The following is a 22,697-nucleotide window of genomic DNA, read 5'->3' as shown; positions in this document are numbered from 1 at the left end:
CGATGGTAGTGTGGGGTTTCCCCATGTGAGAGTAGGTCATCGTCAGGCTTCTAAATAAAAGAAAGGGCCACCCAAACGGGTGGCCCTTTTTTTATTTTGGATACGATGAACTCCTCCCACGACCTCGCAGCGCACCGCGATGGCGAGCACCGCTCGCCACCCACTGTAGGTCATCGCTCTCCCCGCCAGCACAGGCCCGGATCAAAACCAAAAAGGCCCTGACCGCCAACGCGCTCAGGGCCTTTTTATTACCGCTCAATTACCCGCTCACCACCGACGCTTTTTTAAACGCCTCCCCAACCCCAGCAACCACGGGCTTCAGCCTCAATATCCCAAACTTATCCCCAGCTCTGTCCAGTGTTTCTGTGAGTAAAGCACCTGTGGATAAGAGATAAAAACCTAAAGAAATCAATTTTTTGATACAGGGTAGACACACGGTGCTGACAATATGTGGATTAAAGGTCGTCTGATTTTTCACATTCGTGGCGACAAACCGGAAAGTGCAGCCGTTGCTTTTTTAACCGATGGTCAGGGGCCCCGTAATGACGCGGTTCAGCGCCAAAATCCCAAGCTTATCCCCAACTCTATCCAATGTTTCTGTGCGTAATACTTTTGTGCACAAGCGGTAAAAGAGCAGCAAAATCAAATGTTTACAGGTACACGTAAGTGATATCGCGGAAATGGGACATGGTCATAAACACTCGTGTCTTCACGGCAAATACTAGAAATGCATGCTCCATCCCAGCGAAGTTGTCTGCACATCGTATTCAGCGCGAAAGTCTTGCGAGCCGATTTCAGGGAAAAGCTCCCACTCGGCGCGGATTGTCCAGCTGTTGCGGTGGCTGTAGCTGATCCCGCCGCCATAACCCCAGTGAAAGCCACTGGCGTTGTCGCTGAATTTTCCCGACACAGGAATGGAGAGCTCCTCGACGCTACCATCTTCCATGCGTACCAGAAAAATGGCTTCACCATTTTGGTACTCGGTAATCTGGCTCAACCAGAAGCCACCGCCCAGTTTCCCGAACATGCTGAAACCGTCTCTGCCGAGAGGGAGGTGCCCGACAATAAAGGCGTTCCCCATACGGGTCGTAACCCGGTCCCGAACAGACAGATAGGGGGTCTGAGGGTTGCTCACGTCAAAATGCAGATCGCCCTCGGCAACCTGCCTGAAGTCAGCCTCAATGGCGAGGTAGGGACTCCACTGCCATCCACCATACAGTTTCAGACCCGGATTGGTTTGTTCACAGCCGGAAGTGCTGGCCTGTTGGCTCTCAAAATTCAGCCGGCCGACGAAGTCGCGGCCTTGGGCGCAGAAACCGTTGAGTTCGCTGGTGAATAGCGCGATACCACCGTATTGGTGCGAGTAGAAGTCGGCGCTGGCGGCATTAGCCAGCAGTGCGGCGGGTACAACAAGCAGAAGGGTGGGCCTGACCATGGCAATACCTGCTGTTGGGTTTGAATGATGTTGTCTCTGCGAAACTCCTGCAAAGAGAGCCGGTGCCAGAAGTGCACCGGCATCAAGCTATCATATTTTCAACTGCGCACGTAATTCCGCCAACTTCTTGGCGTTTTCGGCTTTTGAAAGGGGCTTTGAAGGCTGGTGTTCCAGTTGAGTCTGCGATGGTGCCGGCAGGTTTTCCCCGGCCATCAGACGCTCACAGATTTTCTTGTAGTGGCTGGCGAAGACCGGGTATGCCGACGACTCTGGATTGTTGGCAAGAAAGAACCAGTCGGCGGCGCGTCCGGCATGATAGACCGCCGGATGGCTCCATTTGTGATTTGCCTTGGGGCTGGGGGCATTACACGCCTCGCGGTAAGCGGCGCGGGGATCCGGCAGCCCGTTGTCACCCTCGGCGCAGAACTGCAGCATCTTGTGCACTGTGGGTAAATACTCACTCTGCTTGATGGCACGCTTGGCGCCCGCGACCATTTCTTCCGGCGAGAAACCGGCCAAGGACTCGAGCCACAATCGTTTGGCGTGGTTCAACGTCTGCACGTCAGGAAAAGCCGCATTGAACTGGTTGTGGTAACCGAGTTTAAGTAGACCAAATACTTCGTTCAGCGCGCGCTTGCGCGCTTCCAGCTCAGGATTACCAGTTTGTGTCTGTGACGATGTCCCAGACTGAGGTGTCTCTTGTGCGCTGGTTACCTGAGTGCCCGGTTTCGTGTTGTTGGCCATGATGCTGTCCTATTGCGAATTTGTTGCGCTCGGCCCACTGGTAGCGCGCATGGCGCACAAAAACTGCATCCCAGCTTTTGCGCGCGCCACCCTGTTCGCGCCAATAGAGGCGGAACTCGGGCACCAGTCCCAGGACAAATTCGCGGTCGATCTCACATTGATTCATTAAGTGCCCGAGGCAATCGCTTGATGGTTGCCAGTTGCGGGCAATCGGTTTGGCGACGGGATTTTTTTCAATACCCTGGCAGTAGTAAGCCCATTCTACACGGGCATACTCGATAAACAGTTCACCCCAGCGTGCGCTGTGTCCGCCGCGCTCAAGCCATTTATAGATGAACTCCGGCAGTAGTTCCGCGGCAAAGTTCGGATTGATTGCAAGGCGACGCATCTGTTCCCAGGTGTGTTCACTGGGTTGCCAATCGCGGGTCATGGGTTCCGGTTTGCGCTTTTCGATAAATGGCGCTTCCTGCTTTTCCCAGTCTTCCATTACCCAGTCGTTGAATTCCAGATCCCAGGAAACGGATTGCTTACCACTGTTGCGATGGTATTCCACAAAGCGCTGCAGGCACCGCCGTACAAATGTACTCGGAACCCCCTCATCGGCCAGCTTGTTGAGGGTATCGTGATCGGGGTGCCAGTCCTCACTCAGAGGCTGTTTGCGACCCTGGGTTGCCCGGAAAGCTTCCCACTTGTTCTTGACCTGTTTCAGGAACAGCGCGCCAAACGAGTGGCGACTCTCACCGCGGTCCCGCCAATAGGTAACGAATTCCGGCAATTGCTCCCGCATAAAGTGTTCGGGAATGCCGAGCTGCGCGATGCGCGCTTGGGTTTCTGCATCGGGCCGCCAATTGGGGCCGATAAGGTTGGCGCTGCGCGTCGCGGGATAGGGGGATGTACGCTCCGCGTGCTCAGAGCCACGCACCGGCAGGGCGAACTTCAGTAACTCGCTACTACCAAATGGTGCGGCCCCGAGAAGAATGGCCCCCTGATTGCGCAGGCTCGTGGCCACACGCTGAATATCCGCCGGCTGCCAGAAGGGCAGCAGGGCCTGCAGTTGAGAACCCTCTGCCGTATACCAGTCGCGTCCGGGATGTGAATCCACGGATAAAAAAGGCAGCAGATCCCCCAGTGCAGTCAACAACACCGCTTCCTCCAGGCCAAACCTGGTGGCCAGAGAGGGTGATATGCACAGGGGTCTTTCCGGAATAAGGGTATCTGTCATGGCGCGATTCTACCACCCCTGCAGCGGGGGCGCGCGGCTGCGTCCGCTGCTGCTGTGACCAGCTGGCCGCAGGCATTTTAGCGAGCTTCACTAGACTGACCATATACGGGGCCGCGTCGCTGGCGTGTGCCGGAACAGGTCGCAAGTCTGGGACGAGCAATACACAGTGGATGAATTTATTGAGACATGGCATGAGGCCGCGGTCACGACCCTCGGACTGTTCTGGACGGCGTTCTGGGCCTTTGCTCTGGGTTACCTGATCAGCAGTGCGATCCAGGTATTTGTTACCCGCCAGCGTATGCGTGAACAGATGGGCGAGGCCGGTGCAAGGAGCGTCGGTCTCGCCACCCTGTTCGGGTTCATCTCCAGTTCCTGTTCATTTGCCGCATTGGCGACTACCCGAGCTCTATTTGCCAAAGGCGCAGGGCTGGTGCCCTCACTGGCTTTTCTACTCGCCTCCACCAATCTAGTCATAGAGCTGGGCATCGTAATTGCGATATTTCTGGGATGGCAGTTTGTGGTGGGTGAGTATCTGGGTGGCCTGGTGCTGATCCTGCTGATGTGGCTGCTGGTGCGTGTCACCCGGCCAAAGGCACTGGTAAAAAAGGCCAGGGAACGGGCGCGTGCGACAGAAGATCAAACCGACGACGCCGAAATCCCGGACTGGCGTGAATTGATCCGCAGTGCTGAAGGCTGGCGGCAGGTAGCGGAACGATTCGTGATGGAATGGAAGATGGTGTGGAAAGACGTCACCATCGGCTTCACGGTTGCCGGCATTATTGCCGCATTCGTGCCCAGTACATTTTTCCAGGCGCTATTTGTCGGTTCAGGAGAAAGCGAACCGGCATTCTGGCAGATATTGTTGCAATGCCTGGTCGGGCCGGTCGCCGCTTTTTTTACCTTCATTGGTTCTATGGGGAATATTCCCCTGGCTGCAGTGTTGTTCGACAGCGGCGTCGCGTTTGCCGGCATCATGGCGTTCATTTTCAGCGACCTGGTGGTGTTGCCGGTGTTGCGTATCCAGGCGCAGTACTATGGCTGGAAAATGGCACTGTATATTCTGTTTGTGTTCCTCTGCATTCTGGTAGCTACGGCCCTGCTGCTGCATTACGGGTTTATGGCACTGGACCTGTTACCTCAGTCTGGCAGTGGCAAGGGCATATCCAAGCGGGAGTTTTTCAAATTCGATTACACGCTGTTCCTCAATGCAGTATTTCTTGCGATCAGTGCGTTCTTTTTTACCTGGCGAATTCGCTGTAAAGGGCTTCCCTCGCTCAGTACGGACAAGTTGAGCGATAAAATTCTACTTGCACTCGCGCTGTTGGCTTTGGCCTGGTTGATGATCGGCGCACTGTTGCCGACCTAAATTACCGAAACAAGTTACCCAAACAGGTTGCCTTACCCCAGGGGCCGGGTTTTACCATGTCGCGATGATTCCTGGTACTGGAGACAAAGATGGCTGATAGCAGCAACGCGTCCTCTCAAAAGTTCGATACGGAAAGACTGGTGTTTAACCTGCAGCGCGTCAATTGCGCGGGCTGTGTGGGGAAAATTGAACGCGCCGTAAGGCAGGTGTCCGGGGTCGAGATGGCCACCGTCAATCTTGCGGACAGGACACTTGCGATACAGGGTAAAGCTGACGCCGCCGACGTTGCCGCGGCAGTGGAGGCCGCAGGTTACGGCGCGGAGGTGGTACACACCAGCGCGCGGGAATTGCGTGAACGGCAGCGGGAGGAACAGCTGCAGCATTATCACCAGTTACTGTGGCGCTGCGCGCTGGCACTGGGGCTGGGTGTTCCGCTGATGGTCTGGGGGCTGATCACCGGGGATATGGGGGTTGGTTCTGCAACCCAGCAGCTGGCTTGGGGGCTTGTGGGGCTGGCAACACTGGCCGTGCTGATTTTTTGTGGCGGGCATTTCTTTTCCGGTGCCATGCGAGCATTCCGCCACCACAGCGCAACCATGGACACTCTGGTGGCGCTGGGTACGGGCACCGCGTGGTTGTTCTCCATGGTAGTTGTCGCGCTTCCACAGCTACTGCCGGAATCCGCACGCCATGTGTATTTTGAAGCGAGCGCCATGATCATCGGCCTGATCAACCTCGGGCAGGCGCTGGAAGTGCGCGCCCGCGGACGCACAAGTGCCGCAGTGGAAAAACTGCTGCAATTGCAGGACGCTACAGCGCGGGTTGTGCGCGATAGTGAGGAAGTGGATGTTCCACTGGAAGAAGTGCAGGTCGGCGATCGTCTGCGCGTGCGCCCAGGAGAAAAAATTCCGGTGGATGGACGCATCCTGGAGGGCAGTAGCACCGTCGATGAATCCATGCTTACCGGTGAACCACTGCCGGTAAAAAAAGATAAGGGCGATAACCTCAGCGCCGGCACCCTCAACAAAAATGGCAGCCTGCTGTTTGAAGCGGAAAAAGTCGGCGCCGAAACCCGCCTTGCCCAGATCATCGAAATGGTGAAAAACGCCCAGAGTTCGCGGGTACCCATCGCGCGACTCGCCGACACTATTTCCTCGATTTTTGTCCCTGCGGTCATGGTCTTTGCGATCATCGCCGCACTTTTCTGGTTCAATTGGGGCCCCGACCCGCGGGCTGCGCATACGCTGGTGGTACTAACCTCCGTGCTGATTATTGCCTGTCCTTGTGCGCTGGGGCTCGCCACTCCCATGTCGGTCATGGTCGGTGTGGGCAAGGGAGCCGAGCATGGCGTTCTGGTGCGCAACGGCAAGGCGCTGCAGCAGGCGAGCGACCTGACAACCCTGTTGGTGGATAAGACCGGTACCCTCACCGAAGGTGCACCGAAACTGACCGATATAGAAACCGATGGCGATGCTGACGAGCTGCTGTCGCTGCTCGCAAGCCTGGAGCGCCGATCGGAGCACCCGCTGGCGGACGCGGTTGTCGACGCCGCCCGGGACAGAAAACTGGACCTGTACGACGCCGAGGATTTCGAGGCCGTCACTGCCCACGGCGTGAGCGGCAGGGTAAACGGTCAGCAAATACTGCTAGGCAATCGCAAGTTGATGGTGCGTGAACATATCGAACTGGGGAGGTGGCAGGCGTGTGCCGAGGCATTGTCCGCAAAAGGGCGCACTGCCATGTATGCCGCAGTGGACGGCAAGCTGGCCGGCGTGATTGCGGTTGCTGACCCCATTCGGGAGGACGCGAAAGAGGCGGTCGCGCGTCTGAAAAGGCTTGGACTCCGTATCGAAATGTTGACGGGCGACAATCGGGCCTCCGCGGAAGCCGTCGCTAGGCAGCTTGGAATAGAGCAAGTGCACGCGGACCTTCTGCCGGAAGACAAGGAAAAAATTGTCGGCGAGTTGCAGCAGAAGGGCGCCCGCGTGGGTATGGCCGGCGACGGTATCAACGATGCGCCAGCTCTGGCCCGCGCGGATGTCGGTTTTGCTATGGGTGCCGGTACCGACGTGGCGATTGAAACCGCCGACGTTACACTCATGCGCTCCTCGCTGCACGGAGTTGCCGATGCCATCGAACTGTCCAAGGCTACGCTGCGCAATATCAAGCAGAATCTGTTCGGTGCCTTCATCTATAACACGCTAGGTATTCCGATTGCTGCCGGTGCACTTTATCCACTTACCGGAATGCTGCTCAGCCCGGTCATTGCCGGTGCGGCGATGGCATTTTCATCGGTTACTGTTGTCAGCAACGCGAACCGCCTGCGCTTGTTCAAACCCTCATCGGTTGCGGGCAATAGTGAGGAGGCCAAATAATGTTGGATATTCTGGTGAACCTGCTTGGGCTTGGCTTGATTGCGGGCATCGTCTGGTGGTTTTGGCTGGCGCCGAAACGACACCAGTCCAAGGCAGTGGAGGCACAAGATAAATTGCGCATTGTGGCGCGCGACGGTGTGTACGAGCCGGACCGTATTCGTATAAAAGCGGGCGAGGCCGTGACATTGCACTTTTACCGCCAGGATCCCACGCCCTGTGCGGAATGGGTGCTTTTCCCTGATCTGGAAGTGAGTGCGCAGCTGGCAGTGAATGAGGAAACACCGGTGAAAATCCCCGCGACGGAATCGGGAGAATATCCTTTCCACTGCCAGATGCAGATGTATCGTGGAACTCTGCTGGTTGAATAAATTTCCCTTCAGCACATTGTGGAATTCCGGAAAACGCGCCAACAGTGCTCACTGGAAAAGTGAATGTTGAGCGTTTTCCTGAATTTCCATTGGCTGTTGAAGGTGATGGCGCAGCGGTTCAGAGCCAGGCGTGAAGCCCGATCACCCAGGTGGTTTCGCTGATGACCTCTCCCTCTACACGTAAAAAGTTCGCGGTATTGCCGAATTTTTTCTCGTAGTTGACCCCGATATAGGGAGCAAACTGTGGAGTGAATTCATAGCGCAACCGCAACCCCGCTTCGATGTCGGAAAGTCCGGAACCGGTGTTGGTGCCGGGATCATTCTGGCCGTAGAAATTTATTTCAATTTCCGGGCTCAGAATCCACTGTTGGGTGAGCAGCAGCTCGTACTCGGCCTCCAGGCGCAGTGCGCTGTCGCCATCCTCACCGAGAAACAGCGCAGAATCCACTTCAAAAAAATAGGGCGCGAGGCCATTGAGGCCGATGGTGGCCCAATTTCTGCTGTCGCCGCCTTCCAGTTTGAAGTCGTGGCGCAAGCCTAACTGCAGATCCCAGTAGGGAGCGACCGCGCGGCTGTACAGTGCCTGCAGTTCGGCATTTTCGGTTTCACCGTTCTCGCGCTCGACTTCTGTTTTCAACCACAATTTGTTCAAGTCACCGCCAAACCAAAGGCTACCTTCCAGCGCGCTGCCGTCGTGTTCACGGACCTCCAGCTGGTCGATGATAACTTTGGTCAGCAGCACCTCGTGATCCATCACGTGATCCGGCTGATTCGGTGCGTGCTCCAGGTTAGACATCGCCGATGTCGGCTCGCGAGAGTGGTGGTCGTGATGGCCGTGTTCCTGTTGCGCCTGGGCCGAGACCGAAGCCAGCGCCACAGCGAGTGTTAGAATTTTTTTCATGGCAAGCGCTCCTCACACCACTCTGACTTCACGGAACATACCGGGCATGTGATACAGCAGATGGCAGTGGTACGCCCAGCGCCCATAGGCATCCGCCGTCACCAGGTAACTAATGGTGGAACCGGGCTGTACCAAAACCGTGTGCTTGCGCGGAATAAAGTCCGGATCGCCGGTTTCCAGCTCGCTCCACATACCGTGCAGATGGATGGGATGGGTCATCATGGTGTCATTGACCAGGTTGATACGCAGGCGCTCGCCGTACTTCAGCATCAGCGGTTCGGCGTCACTGAATTTGATGCCGTCCATGGACCACATGTAGCGCTGCATGTTGCCGGTGAGATGTAGCTGGATCTCCCGCTCCGGTTCGCGCCGGTCGATGGTGGGGGTGAGGTTGCGGATATCTCCGTAGGTGAGCACGCGGCGACCATAGCGCGTCTGGTGATCGCGCAGACCGATGCCGGGATCGTGCAGGCCGTTGGCCGGCATTTCCGCGCGCATATCCACACCCGGGCCATACTCGCTGAGGTGATGTTTGACCGGCGCGTTGCTGCCAAACCCGGCGCGTCCCAGATCCGAGTTGCGCCCCGCCATGTGGTGGCTCGCGTGCTGGTCGTGGTCCATGTCGCTATCGTGCCCGCTGTGATCCATGCCCTGCATGCCGCGCATATCGTGGGCGCTGTGATCCATATCACCCATGTCATGACCGCTGTGATCCATACCACCCATGTTGTGACTGCTGTGATCCATAGCGGCCATACCACCCATATCGTGGCCGGTGTGATCCATGCCCATATCCCGGTGGGTAAGTACCGGGGCGTAATCCATGGCGGGCACCTCCGCGCGTAAATCCGGATGCGGGGTCAGGGTACCGCGGGCAAAGCCGCTGCGGTCAATGGTCTGGGCGAACAGGGTGTAGGCGCGGTCGTCGGCCGGCTCCACCACCACATCGTAGGTTTCCGCCACACCGATGCGGAATTCATCCACGGTCACCGGCTCGATGTTCTGGCCGTCGCTTGCCACCACGGTCATCTTTAACCCCGGGATGCGGATGTCGAAAATTGACATGGCCGCACCGTTGATGATGCGCAGGCGAATTTTTTCTCCGCGCTTGAACAGTGCGCTCCAGTTGGCGTCTGGGGTCTGGCCGTTCATCAGATAGGTGTAGGTGTATCCGGTGACGTCGGAGATGTCGCGATCGGACATGCGCATCTCGTTCCACATCTTGCGGTCACGCCAGGTCTGCGCCACACCTTTGTGGCGGATTTCATCCCACAGATCGCCGGCGGTGCGTCGGCGGCGATTGTAGTAGTGGCCCTCTTTCTTCAATTTGGCGTAGATATCGTGAGGCGATTCGTCGCTCCAGTCACTGAGCAGTACCACGTAATCCCGGTCGCTGGCCACCGGGTCCGGCGCAGCCGGGTCGATCACGATGGCGCCGTAGAGCCCGATCTGCTCCTGGAAATCCGAATGGCTGTGGTACCAGTAGGTGCCGCTCTGCGTTACCGGGAACTGGTAGGTGAACGTCTCGCCAGGGCGGATGCCGTTGAAGCTGAGCCCGGGCACGCCGTCCATGTTGCTCGGCAGGATCAGGCCGTGCCAGTGAATGGAGGTGTCGTGGGCCAGGTGGTTGGTGACATTCAGGGTGACGGTGTCACCTTCTTTCCAGCGCAGAACCGGCCCGGGGACACTGCCGTTGACCGCCACCGCTGTGCGCGCACGGCCGGTGAAATTCACCGGCAGGTAGTTGATGTGCAGATCGAAATGGTTGCCGCGCAGTGCCTGCGGCAGCGGGCCAGCTACCTCTGCTGCCGAACTCTTGCCCGCAGGCAGGCCGGCGATGACGGCGCCTGCTGTCACGCCGGTGACAAAGCGCCGCCGGGAAACCGGCAGCGTCTTGCTTGATGGATCGAAAAACCTATTCATGGGCGACTCAGTGCTGCTGTTGCGGGTTGTCGATACGTGCATACACGCGGTGGCTGCCATCGCTTTGCAACAGCAGTATGTCGTAAGCGGTGAAGCGGTCGCCCACTTCCATGCCCGGGCTGCCAAGGGGCATGGCTGGTACCGTAAGTCCGCGGGCATTGGCCGGCGGGTTCTGCAGGAACTGGCGGATATATTTCGCTGGCACGTGCCCCTCGAACACATAGTCGTTTTCCGACACGCTGGTGTGGCACGACTGGTACTCCGGCGCGATCCGGAAGCGCTCCTTGATGCCGTTCAGGTCATCCACATCCCGTGCATCAACAGTAAATCCCTGTTCGCCGGCGTGCTCCACCCACAGCTTGCAGCAACCGCAGGTGGCGGATTTATAGGTGGTGAGGGCGATGGTTTCACTGCTGCTGTTAGTGGCGCGCTCTTCGGTATTTTTGGGGTTCTGACCGGTCTCGCTGCAGGCGCTGAGGGTGAATACGCCGAGCAGCAACGCAATCAGTGCGCCTCGGGTTTTGCGATTGATTTTCATGGCAATGGTCCTGAATAGGGTATGCGGGGCTTCGGCAGGGCAGGCATCGCGCGGTTTTCGGCGCGGCGGCCAATACCTGGGCACCGTGGAAGTTGTGCGGGCAAAAAGCGATTGGGGGGAATGAGGTACTACGCGCCAGCGTCGGGCGCACCTGTCCCGTATCAGGCCGGGATCGGCGGGCGAATGGTGGACTCCGGCGCAGGTGTGGAATCCAGCGGCCGGTAAGCCGTATGGGAGCGGAGGAAGGAAATAAATTCCGCGATCGTTGCCGATACGGGAATCGCATTGGCGCAGTGGCCCGGGCAGCAGCTGCAACTGCCGTCGCAATTCTGGTGCGGTGCGGAGGTTGTGTGTGTGTCTTCGCACTGGCCGTGGCTGCAATGAGCCGACTTATCCACAACTGCCGTTGCCGCAACGGGCTCGGTGTGGCCATGGTGCGGATTACCCGCCGGTGCCTGCTCTGCAACTTGAATCTCACTGCGTGGTTCGTGCCCGTTTTCGGATCCACAGTGCACTGCCGCCGCTTCACCGGTAACGGCGAGCAGAGCGAGCAGCAACAGGGTTTTCAGAGCGTTGAACATGTGAAATTGCGGCGCGTCGGTATACGTACAGAGGTCAAATGGTATGGACTTACGGTTGACCACGCAAGCGCCGGTGAAGTTCACAAGGCGCGTTGAGAATAGGATTCCAGGTCCGCCGCATCAAATTCTGCTACAGCGGTGGATCTGTTCCACACTCAGCTCGCCCAGTGCGGGGTCGCGCCCGGCCAGCGCCAGATGCAGGTGATTGCCGTCGGGCAATGGCTGCATGGTGTAGCTGAATTGCCACGGAGCACCGGCGTCCTCAATCGCTGCATCCAGGGCAATACCCTGCCCCAAGTGGAAGCCCGCCAGATTGATACGCCCGAGTCCTTCGGAAATGCCGGTGCCCCGCGCCTTGAAGAACGCCTCTTTCATAGTCCACAGGCGGTAGAAGTGCACAGGAAGCAATTCCAGCGGTGAGGTTTCCAGCAGCGCGTACTCCTGCGGGTGAAAGTAGTGACGGGCGATACGCAGAAAATCCCGCGGCCTGCGCGGCTGCTCTATGTCGACGCCGATATCCGACTCACAGGACACGGCCAGCGCAATCCACTGACCGCTGTGACTGAGACTGAAATGCAACTCCGGCGCTGAATCCAGGGCGGGTTTACCGGTTTCGCTCACGGAAAATACCAGAGATTCCGGCGCGCGGTTGCTGATCTTCCCCAGCACATTGCGCAGCAGCGCGCGGCTCAGCATAAATCCGTGGCGTGCCTCGGTATCGCGGTAACGCTGTTGGCGCACACGCTCGTCCGCAGACAGTAGGGCGCCGAGCGCCTCGGCGGTGTCGCTCTCCGGTGCAATATCGTCTCTGCGGAGAATCCAGACGGCGGGTAAGGTCATAATATTCCGGCTTGCGTGGATAACATTTTCTGGCGTGTGTTGTGCCTGAGAGCAAAAAAATAGATTTCAACGTTGCTGTACATCAATGCTAAGCCCTGGCGCCTGCCGCCGCCAGTTTCCGGGTGATCCCGCTTTTGTAGTTTGCGGCACAATTTGCTAACTTGGCCGCCACACAAACAACGTGGATAACAGATTGGGCCCAGTGGGCCTTTTGTTGATGACCAATGTTGAAACTCCGTTCCCTGAAACTGTCTGGTTTGGTGCTGAGTCTGCTGCTGGTATTTCAGTCGGCACTCGCCTGCTATGACGGCCACGGAGAACTGGAGGCCACCGCGAAGCATCTGCCCGCCGGGCACCAGGATGCCGCCGATGGTACCCCGCACCTGGATCACCCGCAGCACAGCGGGCATTCCGCTGGCGAGCAGCAGAGCCAGCCACTGCTACAACTGGTGCCCGCCGACCACGACGGTCCGGATATCGCCAAGGACTGCAACCACTGCTGTCACTGCCACAGTTCCATTTCCCTCTGCTTGCCCGTCGGTTTTTATTCCTCCGTTGCCAGTTGCGGGCACCGTTGGTCCGCCGCCGCGGATTCCGGATTCCCCCACGGATTAATTTCCTCACGCTATCGCCCTCCCATCGCCTGAGTTTTCACGCAATTGCGCGGCTGTTTCGATAGCCGTGTGCATGGATTTGTAAACTCGGGAATTTTTTATGTGCATATCGGTTGCTCCCAGACCCGGGGGTAAAACTCTGCGCGCGTGCCTGATCGGCGGTGCGCTTTTCTTTGGCAGTAGCCTTGTCGCGGCTGCCGGACCACACACACCAGCGCCGGCACTGACTCTGGGCGAGGCCGTCGCTCGCACCCTTGAGCGGCATCCGTCGCTCGCAGTCTTCGAATTTCGCCAGCGGGTACAGGATGGGCGCGCCGCGACAGCCGCGCTGCGCCCGGCTCTGAATCTGGACCTGGAGCTGGAAAACGCTGCCGGTACCAATGGCGCGGATGATGCGGAACTCACTGTCGGCATTTCCTCGGTGGTGGAACTCGGTGGCAAGCGCGGCGCGCGCGGCGAAGTGATCAACGCCGAGCGAAGGCTGCTGGATGCAGACCGACAGGTCCAGGCCATGGATCTGCTCGGCGAAGTGTTGCGTCGCTACGTACGGGTGCTTTCCACCACAGAATTGGCCGCGCTGGCGGAATCTTCCGTGCGTCTTGCATTGGATGCCGTGAACGGGGTGGAGGACCGCGTCGCCGCCGGCGGCGCCCCACAGATGGAACTGTTGCGCGCACGGGCCGCGCTGGCTCGGGCTCAGCTGGCGCTGCAGCGCAGCCAGCAGCAACTGGAGGCCGAGCGGGTAGCCCTGGCGGCGATGTGGGGGGAGACCTCTGCGGCGTTTTCGGTAACCGGCGGCGAACTTTACCGCCCGGGCCCAGCCGGAGACTTTGAAGAATATTTCGCACGCGCACGGCAGAGCCCGCTGCTCAGCCGCTTCGCCAGCGAAGCGCGGTTGAATGCGGCGCAGCTGCGTCTGGCGCGCAGCGAAGCCAGCGCGGACCTGGCCTGGGCCCTGGGGGTGCGCCGCAGCCGCGAAACCGACAGCACTTCATTGGTGGCGGGCCTGAGCATTCCGCTGTGGCGTGGTGAGCGCGCCCGCGGCGGGATTGACGCGGCGCAGGCACAGTTCGATGGCATCGCCGTGCGCCAGCGGTCGGCGGAACTGAATCTGCACACCCAGTTGTATCGCGCGTTCAACAACCGCGCCCAGAGCATCGCCGCGGTGCACCGCTTGCAGACGGAAATTATTCCGGCATTGAGCGGTGCGCTGGAAGAGAGCGAGCGCTATTACCTGGCCGGGCGCTACGGCTACCAGGAGTGGGTAGCCGCGCGCGAGGAACTGCTGGATGCGCGCCGCGCACTGATCGACGAAGCCACCGCCGCGCTGCTTGCCGGTGCGGAAATAGAGCAGCTGACTGCCGCTCCCCTTATCACCGGCAGCGCACTGCGCGCGGAAAAACAATTCGGGAAAAACCATGAACAGTAAACAGGAACACGACCGCAGCTGCGGTATTAAAGCGCTGGTAGCGGCGCTGCTATTCCTCGCATGTTTGTTGCTGGGCGGCGTGACAACAGCGAGTGACGAGGATCATCACGAGGAGGAAATCAAAGTGGTGGAGCTGTCGGAAGTGGCGCTTGCCAATGCGGACCTCGGTGCGGCGCTGGCCGGCCCCGGTGAGGTCGATCAGCAAGTGACGCTCTACGGAAAGCTGTTGCCGGAACCCACGTCCGTCAGCCATATCCGCGCGCGCTATCCCGGCGTGGTATCGGAGGTGAAAGTACATATCGGCGATACCGTCAAAAAAGACCAGCTGCTTGCCAGCATTCACTCCAATGAAAGCATGCGCGAGTACCAGTTGCGCGCGCCGTTTACCGGCATGGTTATCGCCAAGCACGCGGGTCCCGGTGAATTCGTCAGCGACCAGGTGCTATTCCAGGTGGCGGACTATTCGCAGTTGTGGGCGGAGCTACAGGTATTTCCCGCGCGCGTCCGCCAGATAAACGCGGGCCAGACGGTCGTGATCGTTGCTGCCGGTGAATCTTTCAGCGGTGAAGTACGCAGCCTGGTGCCGGCGGGCAACGGTCTGCCCTACGCCCGCGCGCGGGTGTTGGTGGAAAACTCAGGTGGCCGCTGGACACCTGGAATTTTTGTGGAAGGGCGCGTGCAGCTGGAGAGCGGACCGGCAGCGCTCGCGGTGGACAATCGCGCGCTGCAGGAACTCGACGGCGATATCGTGATTTTTGTCCAGACGTCACCGCGCAGGTTCGAAGCGCGAACGTTACAGCTGGGTGAGCGCGGCAGGGGCTTCAGTGAGGTGCGCAGCGGGGTAAATCCCGGCGAGCGCTATGTGGTGGAAAACAGTTATTTGCTGAAGGCGGAGCTGGAAAAGTCCGCCGCCGGCCACGGACATTGAGGGAGGCGCACAGTGATTGAATCCCTATTGCGCTTTTCCATCGAGCGCCGGTATCTGGTGCTCGGTTTTGGCTTGTTCATCGTTGCCCTCGGATTGTGGAGCTATCCGCGCCTGCCCATCGATGCGGTGCCGGATATCACCAACGTGCAGGTGCAGATTAATACCGAGGTGCCTGGCTATTCACCACTGGAGGCGGAGCAGCGCGTGACCTTCCCGGTGGAAACCGCACTCGCCGGTCTGCCCGGCCTTGCGTATACCCGCAGTATTTCCCGCTACGGGCTGTCGCAGGTGACGGCGGTATTTCACGAGGGCACCGATCTGTATTTTGCGCGCAATCTGGTGGCCAATCGGCTGCTGTCACTGAGCAGTGAACTGCCACCGGGGTTGGCACCACAGATGGGCCCCATCACCACCGGCCTCGGTGAAATTTTCACCTACACCGTGACGGCCGAGGACAGCGCGCGGCGTCCCGATGGTACGCCCTATGACATTACCGCGCTGCGGGAAATCCAGGACTGGATCATCAAGCCGCAGCTGGCGCAGGTGTCCGGGGTGACTGAGGTCAACACCATCGGCGGCCATCGCCGGCAATTTCACGTGACGCCCGATCCGCGCAAGTTGCTGAGTTTCGGTGTGACGATGGAAGAGGTGCGCGACGCACTGGCGCGGGACAACCGCAACCGCGGCGCCGGTTTTGTGGAGCGCGGCGGCCGCCAGATACTGGTGCGCTCTCCGGGGCAGTTGCAGACTCTGGCGGATATCGAACGCGTGGTGATAAAAATGCCCGCCGCTGCTGAATCCGCAGCACCCATAACCATCGGCGATGTGGCCAGCGTGGCGATCGGCGGTGAACTGCGCACCGGTGCCGCCACGGAGAATGGGCGGGAGACCGTACTCGGCACCGCGATGATGCTGGTGGGGGAAAATTCCCGTGCAGTGGCTCAGGCGCTTTCAGCCACACTGGAAAAGATCCAGCGAACGCTGCCGCAGGGGGTGCGGGCGGAACCGGTGTACGATCGCACCACACTGGTCGATAAGGCCATCACCACGGTGCAGAAAAACCTGCTTGAAGGCGCGCTGCTGGTAATTGCCGTACTGTTCGTGATGCTCGGCAATTTCCGCGCAGCGCTGATCACTGCTGCGGTCATTCCACTCGTCATGCTCGCCACCCTGAGTGGCATGCGAGTCAGTGGCGTGTCCGCCAATTTAATGAGCCTCGGCGCGTTGGATTTTGGCCTGATTGTCGATGGTGCGGTGATCATCGTGGAAAACACCGTTCGCCGCCTGTCGCAGGAAACCCGCCGCCACGGTGGTGCACTGCCGCTGCAGCAGCGGCTGCACACCGTGTTCACCGCCACGAATGAAGTCATCCGCCCGAGTCTGTTCGGAGTGTTGATCATTACCCTGGTGTACATCCCGCTGTTTTCCCTCACCGGTGTGGAGGGAAAAATGTTTCACCCCATGGCGGCGACAGTGGTGATGGCGCTGCTCGCGGCCATGGTTTTCTGCTTCACCCTGGTGCCCGCCGCGGTGGCCGTTTTCCTGCGCGGGGAAATCCGCGAGAGGGAAAATCCCGCCGTGCGGAGCCTCAGAGCTCTCTATCGCCCGCTGCTCGTCGGCGCACTGGCAGCGCGCTGGGTGGTGATCGGCTCCGCCCTGGTACTGGTGTTGTTGTGTGGCTGGCTCGCCACAACACTGGGGTCGGAATTTGTGCCGGAACTGAACGAGGGCGATGTGGCCATGCACGCGATGCGGGTACCGGGTACCGGCCTGGAGCAGTCCATAGCCATGCAACAGCAGCTGGAACGCGTGTTGCTGCAACAGCCGCAAGTTGCGCGCATATTTTCCAAAATCGGCACACCGGAAGTGGCCACCGATCCCATGCCGCCGAATGTGGCGGATACATTTCTAATGCTGAAACCCAGATCCGAATGGCCCGATCCGGATCTGCCGCAGGAGGCTCTGGTCGAGTGCCTGCGGCGTGCCGCGGAAGCGGTGCCGGGGAACAATTACGAGTTTACCCAGCCGATCCAGATGCGCTTCAACGAGCTGATTTCCGGCGTGCGCGCGGATCTCGCCATCAAGCTGTTTGGCGACGATCTGGACCAGCTGCGCCGCTCCGCGCAGCAGATTCTCGCCGTGGTCAATACGATCCCCGGTGCCGCAGATGCGCGGTTGGAACAGGTGGACAACCTGCCGGTACTGTCGCTTCTCCCCAAGCGCGTAGCGCTGGCACAGTATGGGCTGGATGTGCAGACGCTGCAGGATCTGCTGGCAGCGGCCATCGGCGGCGAACAGGCGGGACTGATCTACGATGGCGACCGCCGCTTCGAGCTGGTGGTGCGCCTGCCGGAGGACCTGCGCCGGGACGTCGAGCGCTTCGTGTCGCTGCCGGTACCGCTCGCCGGCGGTGGTTATGTCCCGCTGGAGGAGGTGGCGAGCATTCAATGGTTGTCCGCTCCCGGTCAGGTGAGCCGCGAAAACGGCAAACGCCGAATTGTCGTCACCGCCAATGTGCGCGGGCGGGATCTCGGTTCCTTCGTGCAAGAAGTACAGCAGACGGTCGCCGAGTCGGTCAGACTACCGCCCGGTTACTGGCTGGATTACGGTGGTACCTTCGAGCAGTTGCGCTCGGCCAGTGCACGCCTGCAAGTGGTGGTGCCACTGACGCTGCTGATGATCCTGTTGCTGCTGATGATGGCGTTTGGCTCGCTCAGGGATGCGCTGATTATTTTTACCGGAGTGCCACTGGCGCTGACCGGCGGGGTGTTGGCGCTGTGGTTGCGGGACATGCCGCTGTCGATTTCGGCGGGCGTCGGCTTTATTGCGCTCTCAGGAGTGGCGGTGTTGAACGGACTGGTGATGCTGACGTTTATTCGCGAGCGCTGGCGGGAGAGCGGCGAGTTGTATACGTCGATTGTGGATGGAGCGATGCTGCGGTTGCGGCCGGTGTTGATGACGGCGCTGGTGGCGAGTCTCGGATTTGTGCCCATGGCGCTGAATACGGGCACCGGCGCAGAGGTGCAGCGACCGCTGGCGACGGTGGTGATTGGGGGAATCATTTCTTCCACGCTGCTGACGTTGGTTGTCATGCCGGTGTTGTATCAGTGGGTGCATGGGCGGGTTCGTGAATTTTCCCCGGTAGCGCAGGGAGGGTAGAATCGCTCGCTTGCACCAGGAACAGAGAGAAAACCTTGTCCAAAAAATCCAAAACAGCGTTTGTCTGCAACGAATGCGGAGCCGACTACACCAAATGGGCGGGGCAGTGCGGCGCCTGTGGGGCCTGGAACAGTCTGAGTGAGGTGCGGTTGGGGCCGGCGCACAGCGACAGCCGCGCGGCGAATTTCACCGCGGCCCAGTCGGGCTATGCAGGTGCGGCGGGGCAGGGGAGGGTGCAGAAGCTTTCCGAGATCGACCTCAGTGAGCTACCGCGCATTCCCACCAATGCCAGTGAACTGGACCGGGTGCTCGGCGGTGGCCTGGTGCCGGGTTCGGTGGTGCTGATCGGCGGGCATCCCGGCGCGGGCAAGTCGACCGTGCTGCTGCAGACCCTGTGCCACCTTTCGCAAAAGCTTTCTGCACTGTATGTGACCGGGGAGGAATCCCTGCAGCAGGTCGCCATGCGCGCGAAGCGCCTCGGCCTGCCGGCGGATCACCTGCAGATGCTGTCGGAAACCAACGTCGAGCAGATCTGCCTCACCGCCGGCGAAGTGAAGCCCAGGGTCATGGTGGTGGATTCCATCCAGGTCATGCACATGGCCGAGGTACAGTCCGCGCCGGGCTCCGTCGCGCAGGTGCGCGAGAGCGCGGCCTATCTCACCCGTTTCGCCAAACAGACCGGCACCGCGATGATCCTGGTGGGCCACGTCACCAAAGACGGCACCCTCGCCGGCCCCAAGGTGCTGGAGCACATCATCGACTGCTCCATCATGCTGGAAGGCACCCACGATTCCCGCTTCCGTACCCTGCGCGCGCACAAAAACCGCTTCGGCGCGGTGAACGAGCTGGGTGTGTTTGCGATGACCGAACAGGGTCTGAAAGAAGTCTCCAACCCCTCGGCGATCTTCCTGCAGCGCGCGGAAGAAATCGCCGCGGGCTCCGTGGTGACCTCCGTGTGGGAAGGTACGCGCCCGCTGCTGGTGGAACTGCAAGCACTGGTGGATGACAGCAGCCTCGGCAATCCGCGCCGGGTGGCGGTGGGGCTGGATCACAATCGCCTCAACATGCTGCTCGCGGTGTTGCACCGCCACGGCGGTGTGCTGGTGGGCGATCAGGATGTCTTTATCAACGTGGTGGGCGGCGTGAAGGTGATGGAGACCAGTGCCGACCTCACCCTCCTGATGGCGGTGGTATCGAGTTTCCGCAACCGCATCCTGGATCGCGACCTGATGATCTTCGGCGAAGTGGGGCTCGCCGGTGAAATTCGCCCGGTCCCCTCCGGCCAGGAGCGCCTCCGGGAAGCCGCCAAACACGGTTTCCGCAAAGCCATCGTCCCCGCCGCCAACCGCCTCAAAACCGATATTGAAGGTATGCAGGTTGTTCCGGTAAAAACCCTCGCCGAAGCGCTGAATGCGTTGGATATGGGGTGATCGCCGTGGGGCGGGGATACGCGGGGAGGCCGCCGGCGGCGCGGTGGATTGCCGCGCTGTTGTTTGCGATCGCGCTACCGGCGCCCGCCGCCGAGCGCATCGCCTCCCTCAACCTGTGTCTCGACCAGATACTGTTGCGCTGGGTGCCGCCGCAGAGGATTGTTTCCGTCACCTGGCTCTCTGCCGAGGCGCAGTACCGCAACGCCCCCATTCCCGAGCACGTGGCGCTCAACCGCGCCCAGGCCGAGGAACTGATCCCGTTGCAGCCGGACCTGGTGCTGGCAGGGCAGTTTGGGGCGCAGCGCGCGGCGGCGCGGCTGGAGGAAATGGGATTCAGAGTGGTGCGGATTCCCGATGCCTACACTCTCGAACAATTGCAGACGCAGCTGGGTGCGCTGGAACAAGCGCTGGGACCGCTGCCGCCGTTGCGCGCGCGGCAACAGCAACTGGCGGAACTGCTTGCACCGGCGCGCCAGAAAAATCCGCAAGCTGCCGATGTTAAACATCCCACCGCACTGATTCTGTCCGCCAACAACATCACCTACGGCAGCGGCATGCTGGAGCACCAGTTGCTGACACGCGCGGGATTCATCAATCTGGCGGCGGAGCAGGGGATTGACCAGCTGGGGCGGGTAAGCCTGGAGCAGGTAATTGCTCTGCAACCGGACCTGCTGGTGTTTTACGGCGGTGCGCAGGATTTTGCGATCGCCCATCTCGCCGAGCGCCACCCGGTGCTGAAGCGTTACATCGACAGCGGTCGCAGTTATCGCTTGCCGGAGGCGCTGGGGTATTGTCCGGCGCTGGCGGCGGTGGATGCGCTTGAACAGTTACAGCAGAAGAGAGCCGAACTTGTCCAACAGCCATAAATTTTTTTTCCTGCTGCTCGCGTGCGCACTGCCGCTGGCGCTGCTCGCGGCACTGGCCAGCGGCCCGGTAAAGCTCGATCTGTGGCAGGCAATTACCAGCGGCTGGCACAGCGACAACAGCGATGCGGTGATCCTGTGGCAGCTGCGGCTGCCGCGGGCGGCACTGGCGCTGTTGGTTGGTGCGGCGTTAGGCATGGGGGGGGCGGCCATGCAGGGCATGCTGCGCAATCCGCTGGCTGAACCGGCCCTGCTGGGGGTGAGCAGTGGCGCGGCACTGGCGGCGATTCTGCTGCTGTATTACGGCGCTGTGTCTGGCGAGGTGGCGCTGCCGCTGCTGGCCATTCTCGGCGCGCTGCTTGCTGTGGGCAGTGTGTGGCTGCTGGCCGGGCGCGGCGCCAGTGCCACGCGGCTGGTGTTGGCGGGGGTGGCGATCAATGCCTTTCTGTCGGCTCTGATGGCGCTGGCTCTCAACTATGCGCCGAGCATGTTTGCCATGCAGGAGATCGTGTTCTGGCTGTTGGGTTCGCTGGCCAATCGCGGTTGGGATCAGGTGCTGCTGGCTCTGCCGTTTATGCTTGTGGGCGCGGTGATGTTGGTGCTTTCCCGCAATTACCTGCGCGCACTTTCGCTCGGTGAATCGACCGCGGCATCGCTGGGTTTTTCCGGCCGCCGCTATCCGCTGCTGGTTTTATTTGGTATCGCGTTTGCGGTGGGCAGCTCCGTGGCCGTGGCGGGAACCATCGGATTTATCGGTCTTGTGGTGCCACACCTGATGCGCCCGCTGGTGGGGCAGGATCCGGGGCGCTTGCTGTGGGCGAGCGCGTTGGCCGGGGCGCTGTTGTTGTTGCTGGCGGATATTCTGGTGCTCAACACGGTGGGCGTGCAGGAATTGCGCATCGGTGCGGTCACTGCATTTATTGGCGCGCCCTTCTTTTTCTGGTTGATCGTCAGCGGGCGGCGGGAGATGAGCCTGTGAGCGAATTCCAGCCGATGGCGTTGCACGGCAAAAATCTTTCCCTGACACGCAACCGGCGCAAGGTGTTGGAAAATATCGACTGTTCCTTTCAAGCCGGGGAACTCACGGCGGTAATCGGCCCTAATGGTGCCGGTAAGAGCAGCCTGCTCAGCTGTCTCGCGGGTGTTCTGCTGCCGACAGCGGGCAGCCTGGCCCTTGACGATCGCACCATCACCGGCGTCTCCGCCGCCGAGCGCGCGCGCCTCATCGCCTACCTGCCACAGCAGGAGATGCCCGCGTGGAGCATGGCGGCGCAGGACCTGGTGGCGCTGGGGCTGTTGCCCTGGGGGCGGAGCCTGGACAGGTCCCGCCGGGGGGCACGGGTTGCGGCCGCGCTGAACCAGGTGGATGCGTTTCACTTTGCTGCGCGCCCGGTGACACAGCTCTCCGGGGGCGAACTGCGCCGTGTGCAACTCGCGCGCTTGCTCGTCGCCAACACGCCGGTGCTGATCGCCGATGAACCGGGCACGGCGCTGGATATCCGCCACCAGCTGCAGTTGATGCAGACTTTCCGCCAGCAGGCGGATGCGGGCAAGACCGTGATTCTGGCCCTGCATGACCTGTCGCTGGCGGCCCGCTATTGCGACCGCATCCTGTTGCTGCAGGATGGAGGGCTGCGCGCCGAAGGCACCGCGGAAACGGTGCTGACGCCACAGCTGGTCGGCGCGGTATACGGAATCCACAGCGAATTTCGCTGGCGCAATGGACGCCCGGAGTTTATCGCCGGGGATCTGATATAATCGCGCGCACTCCAGGTGCCCAACAGGTCAATCCGCCACAAGCGGCGGCCTTGGTTGGGGTAAACGGGAAGTCGGTGTCCGTCTGTGTAAAACCGCAGGCCAAATCCGACGCTGCCCCCGCAACGGTGATTCGGTTCTTGCGACGTTTTTAAAACAGCGAGAGCACGATAAGCCCGATACCGGCCTCGAGTGAACCTTGAACGATAAAGCGGAGGGCTTTGTC

Annotated in this window: 19 protein-coding genes and 1 riboswitch; of the genes, 11 read left to right on the top strand and 8 right to left on the bottom strand. The window is 60.3% G+C overall.

Features of this window, described 5'->3' with window-relative positions; all coding sequences use genetic code 11:
• Positions 1-721: 721 nt before the first annotated feature.
• The 3 genes from FDY93_RS18360 to FDY93_RS18350 form a co-directional block, all read right to left on the bottom strand.
• Positions 722-1,435 (bottom strand): outer membrane beta-barrel protein, encoded by a 714-nt coding sequence (locus tag FDY93_RS18360; RefSeq protein WP_138237210.1) that lies wholly within the window; start codon positions 1,433-1,435, stop codon positions 722-724.
• A gap of 90 nt (positions 1,436-1,525) precedes the next feature.
• The gene (locus tag FDY93_RS18355; protein ID WP_246068644.1) at positions 1,526-2,179 is read right to left on the bottom strand and encodes a replication protein P; all 654 of its coding nucleotides are present in this window, start codon (positions 2,177-2,179) and stop codon (positions 1,526-1,528) included.
• Entirely contained in the window at positions 2,091-3,401 is a 1,311-nt protein-coding gene (locus tag FDY93_RS18350) for a DnaT-like ssDNA-binding domain-containing protein (RefSeq protein ID WP_138237209.1), read from the bottom strand. The genes FDY93_RS18355 and FDY93_RS18350 overlap by 89 nt, the downstream gene beginning before the upstream one ends.
• A gap of 166 nt (positions 3,402-3,567) precedes the next feature.
• Between FDY93_RS18350 and FDY93_RS18345 the strand changes: the two genes are divergently transcribed.
• From FDY93_RS18345 to FDY93_RS18335, 3 genes are all read left to right on the top strand, one after another.
• Positions 3,568-4,767 carry a permease gene (locus FDY93_RS18345; protein WP_138237208.1) on the top strand — a complete coding sequence of 400 codons (1,200 nt, stop codon included), beginning with the start codon at positions 3,568-3,570 and terminating at the stop codon, positions 4,765-4,767.
• Positions 4,768-4,856: 89 nt separating this feature from the next.
• Positions 4,857-7,142 (top strand): heavy metal translocating P-type ATPase, encoded by a 2,286-nt coding sequence (locus FDY93_RS18340; RefSeq protein WP_138237207.1) that lies wholly within the window; start codon positions 4,857-4,859, stop codon positions 7,140-7,142.
• Entirely contained in the window at positions 7,142-7,510 is a 369-nt protein-coding gene (locus FDY93_RS18335) for a cupredoxin domain-containing protein (protein ID WP_138237206.1), read from the top strand. Before FDY93_RS18340 ends, FDY93_RS18335 begins: the two co-directional genes overlap by 1 nt.
• A 118-nt stretch (positions 7,511-7,628) precedes the next feature.
• Here FDY93_RS18335 and FDY93_RS18330 read toward each other — a convergent pair whose 3' ends face one another.
• From FDY93_RS18330 to FDY93_RS18310, 5 genes are all read right to left on the bottom strand, one after another.
• On the bottom strand, positions 7,629-8,411 hold the full coding sequence (locus FDY93_RS18330) for a copper resistance protein B (RefSeq protein ID WP_246068643.1): 783 nt from the start codon (positions 8,409-8,411) through the stop codon (positions 7,629-7,631).
• 12 nt (positions 8,412-8,423) lie between these two features.
• Positions 8,424-10,334: a copper resistance system multicopper oxidase gene (locus FDY93_RS18325; protein ID WP_138237205.1), complete on the bottom strand. Its 1,911-nt coding sequence runs from the start codon at positions 10,332-10,334 to the stop codon at positions 8,424-8,426.
• A gap of 7 nt (positions 10,335-10,341) precedes the next feature.
• The gene (locus FDY93_RS18320; RefSeq protein ID WP_138237204.1) at positions 10,342-10,872 is read right to left on the bottom strand and encodes a DUF411 domain-containing protein; all 531 of its coding nucleotides are present in this window, start codon (positions 10,870-10,872) and stop codon (positions 10,342-10,344) included.
• A gap of 161 nt (positions 10,873-11,033) precedes the next feature.
• On the bottom strand, positions 11,034-11,453 hold the full coding sequence (locus tag FDY93_RS18315; protein ID WP_138237203.1) for a hypothetical protein: 420 nt from the start codon (positions 11,451-11,453) through the stop codon (positions 11,034-11,036).
• 120 nt (positions 11,454-11,573) lie between these two features.
• Positions 11,574-12,293, bottom strand: coding sequence for a 4'-phosphopantetheinyl transferase family protein (locus FDY93_RS18310; RefSeq protein WP_138237202.1), 720 nt, complete (start codon positions 12,291-12,293; stop codon positions 11,574-11,576).
• Between the two features lie 224 nt (positions 12,294-12,517).
• Here FDY93_RS18310 and FDY93_RS18305 point away from each other — a divergent pair, with 224 nt between their 5' ends.
• The 8 genes from FDY93_RS18305 to FDY93_RS18270 all read left to right on the top strand — a co-directional run bounded on the left by FDY93_RS18305 (position 12,518) and on the right by FDY93_RS18270 (position 22,474).
• A complete protein-coding gene (locus FDY93_RS18305) occupies positions 12,518-12,940 on the top strand; it encodes a hypothetical protein (protein ID WP_138237201.1) in 423 nt (140 codons plus the stop codon).
• 67 nt (positions 12,941-13,007) lie between these two features.
• Entirely contained in the window at positions 13,008-14,336 is a 1,329-nt protein-coding gene (locus FDY93_RS18300) for a TolC family protein (RefSeq protein ID WP_138237200.1), read from the top strand.
• Complete coding sequence (locus FDY93_RS18295; RefSeq protein ID WP_138237199.1) at positions 14,326-15,264, top strand: efflux RND transporter periplasmic adaptor subunit; 939 nt, start codon at positions 14,326-14,328, stop codon at positions 15,262-15,264. Before FDY93_RS18300 ends, FDY93_RS18295 begins: the two co-directional genes overlap by 11 nt.
• A 12-nt stretch (positions 15,265-15,276) precedes the next feature.
• Positions 15,277-18,423, top strand: a complete 3,147-nt coding sequence (locus tag FDY93_RS18290) for an efflux RND transporter permease subunit (protein WP_138237198.1) — start codon at positions 15,277-15,279, stop codon at positions 18,421-18,423.
• Positions 18,424-18,458: 35 nt separating this feature from the next.
• Positions 18,459-19,853, top strand: coding sequence for a DNA repair protein RadA (radA, locus tag FDY93_RS18285; RefSeq protein WP_138237197.1), 1,395 nt, complete (start codon positions 18,459-18,461; stop codon positions 19,851-19,853).
• A gap of 5 nt (positions 19,854-19,858) precedes the next feature.
• Positions 19,859-20,719 (top strand): ABC transporter substrate-binding protein, encoded by an 861-nt coding sequence (locus tag FDY93_RS18280; protein WP_171019037.1) that lies wholly within the window; start codon positions 19,859-19,861, stop codon positions 20,717-20,719.
• Complete coding sequence (locus tag FDY93_RS18275) at positions 20,703-21,695, top strand: FecCD family ABC transporter permease (protein ID WP_220446245.1); 993 nt, start codon at positions 20,703-20,705, stop codon at positions 21,693-21,695. The genes FDY93_RS18280 and FDY93_RS18275 overlap by 17 nt, the downstream gene beginning before the upstream one ends.
• Positions 21,692-22,474 (top strand): ABC transporter ATP-binding protein, encoded by a 783-nt coding sequence (locus tag FDY93_RS18270; RefSeq protein WP_138237194.1) that lies wholly within the window; start codon positions 21,692-21,694, stop codon positions 22,472-22,474. Before FDY93_RS18275 ends, FDY93_RS18270 begins: the two co-directional genes overlap by 4 nt.
• Positions 22,471-22,676, top strand: a riboswitch (cobalamin riboswitch). It overlaps the preceding gene by 4 nt.
• The last annotated feature ends 21 nt before the right edge of the window (positions 22,677-22,697 follow it).

The organism is Microbulbifer harenosus, from assembly GCF_005771435.1.
GTDB lineage: Bacteria > Pseudomonadota > Gammaproteobacteria > Pseudomonadales > Cellvibrionaceae > Microbulbifer > Microbulbifer harenosus.
This window is presented reverse-complemented; position numbering and strand designations above follow the sequence as displayed.

Coding starts and splice junctions, on each gene's coding strand:
- FDY93_RS18360 (WP_138237210.1), bottom strand. CDS start 1,435: ATGGTCAGGCCCACCCTTCTGCTTGTTGTACCCGCCGCACTGCTGGCT.
- FDY93_RS18355 (WP_246068644.1), bottom strand. CDS start 2,179: ATGGCCAACAACACGAAACCGGGCACTCAGGTAACCAGCGCACAAGAG.
- FDY93_RS18350 (WP_138237209.1), bottom strand. CDS start 3,401: ATGACAGATACCCTTATTCCGGAAAGACCCCTGTGCATATCACCCTCT.
- FDY93_RS18340 (WP_138237207.1), top strand. CDS start 4,857: ATGGCTGATAGCAGCAACGCGTCCTCTCAAAAGTTCGATACGGAAAGA.
- FDY93_RS18335 (WP_138237206.1), top strand. CDS start 7,142: ATGTTGGATATTCTGGTGAACCTGCTTGGGCTTGGCTTGATTGCGGGC.
- FDY93_RS18330 (WP_246068643.1), bottom strand. CDS start 8,411: ATGAAAAAAATTCTAACACTCGCTGTGGCGCTGGCTTCGGTCTCGGCC.
- FDY93_RS18325 (WP_138237205.1), bottom strand. CDS start 10,334: ATGAATAGGTTTTTCGATCCATCAAGCAAGACGCTGCCGGTTTCCCGG.
- FDY93_RS18320 (WP_138237204.1), bottom strand. CDS start 10,872: ATGAAAATCAATCGCAAAACCCGAGGCGCACTGATTGCGTTGCTGCTC.
- FDY93_RS18315 (WP_138237203.1), bottom strand. CDS start 11,453: ATGTTCAACGCTCTGAAAACCCTGTTGCTGCTCGCTCTGCTCGCCGTT.
- FDY93_RS18310 (WP_138237202.1), bottom strand. CDS start 12,293: ATGACCTTACCCGCCGTCTGGATTCTCCGCAGAGACGATATTGCACCG.
- FDY93_RS18305 (WP_138237201.1), top strand. CDS start 12,518: ATGTTGAAACTCCGTTCCCTGAAACTGTCTGGTTTGGTGCTGAGTCTG.
- FDY93_RS18300 (WP_138237200.1), top strand. CDS start 13,008: ATGTGCATATCGGTTGCTCCCAGACCCGGGGGTAAAACTCTGCGCGCG.
- FDY93_RS18295 (WP_138237199.1), top strand. CDS start 14,326: ATGAACAGTAAACAGGAACACGACCGCAGCTGCGGTATTAAAGCGCTG.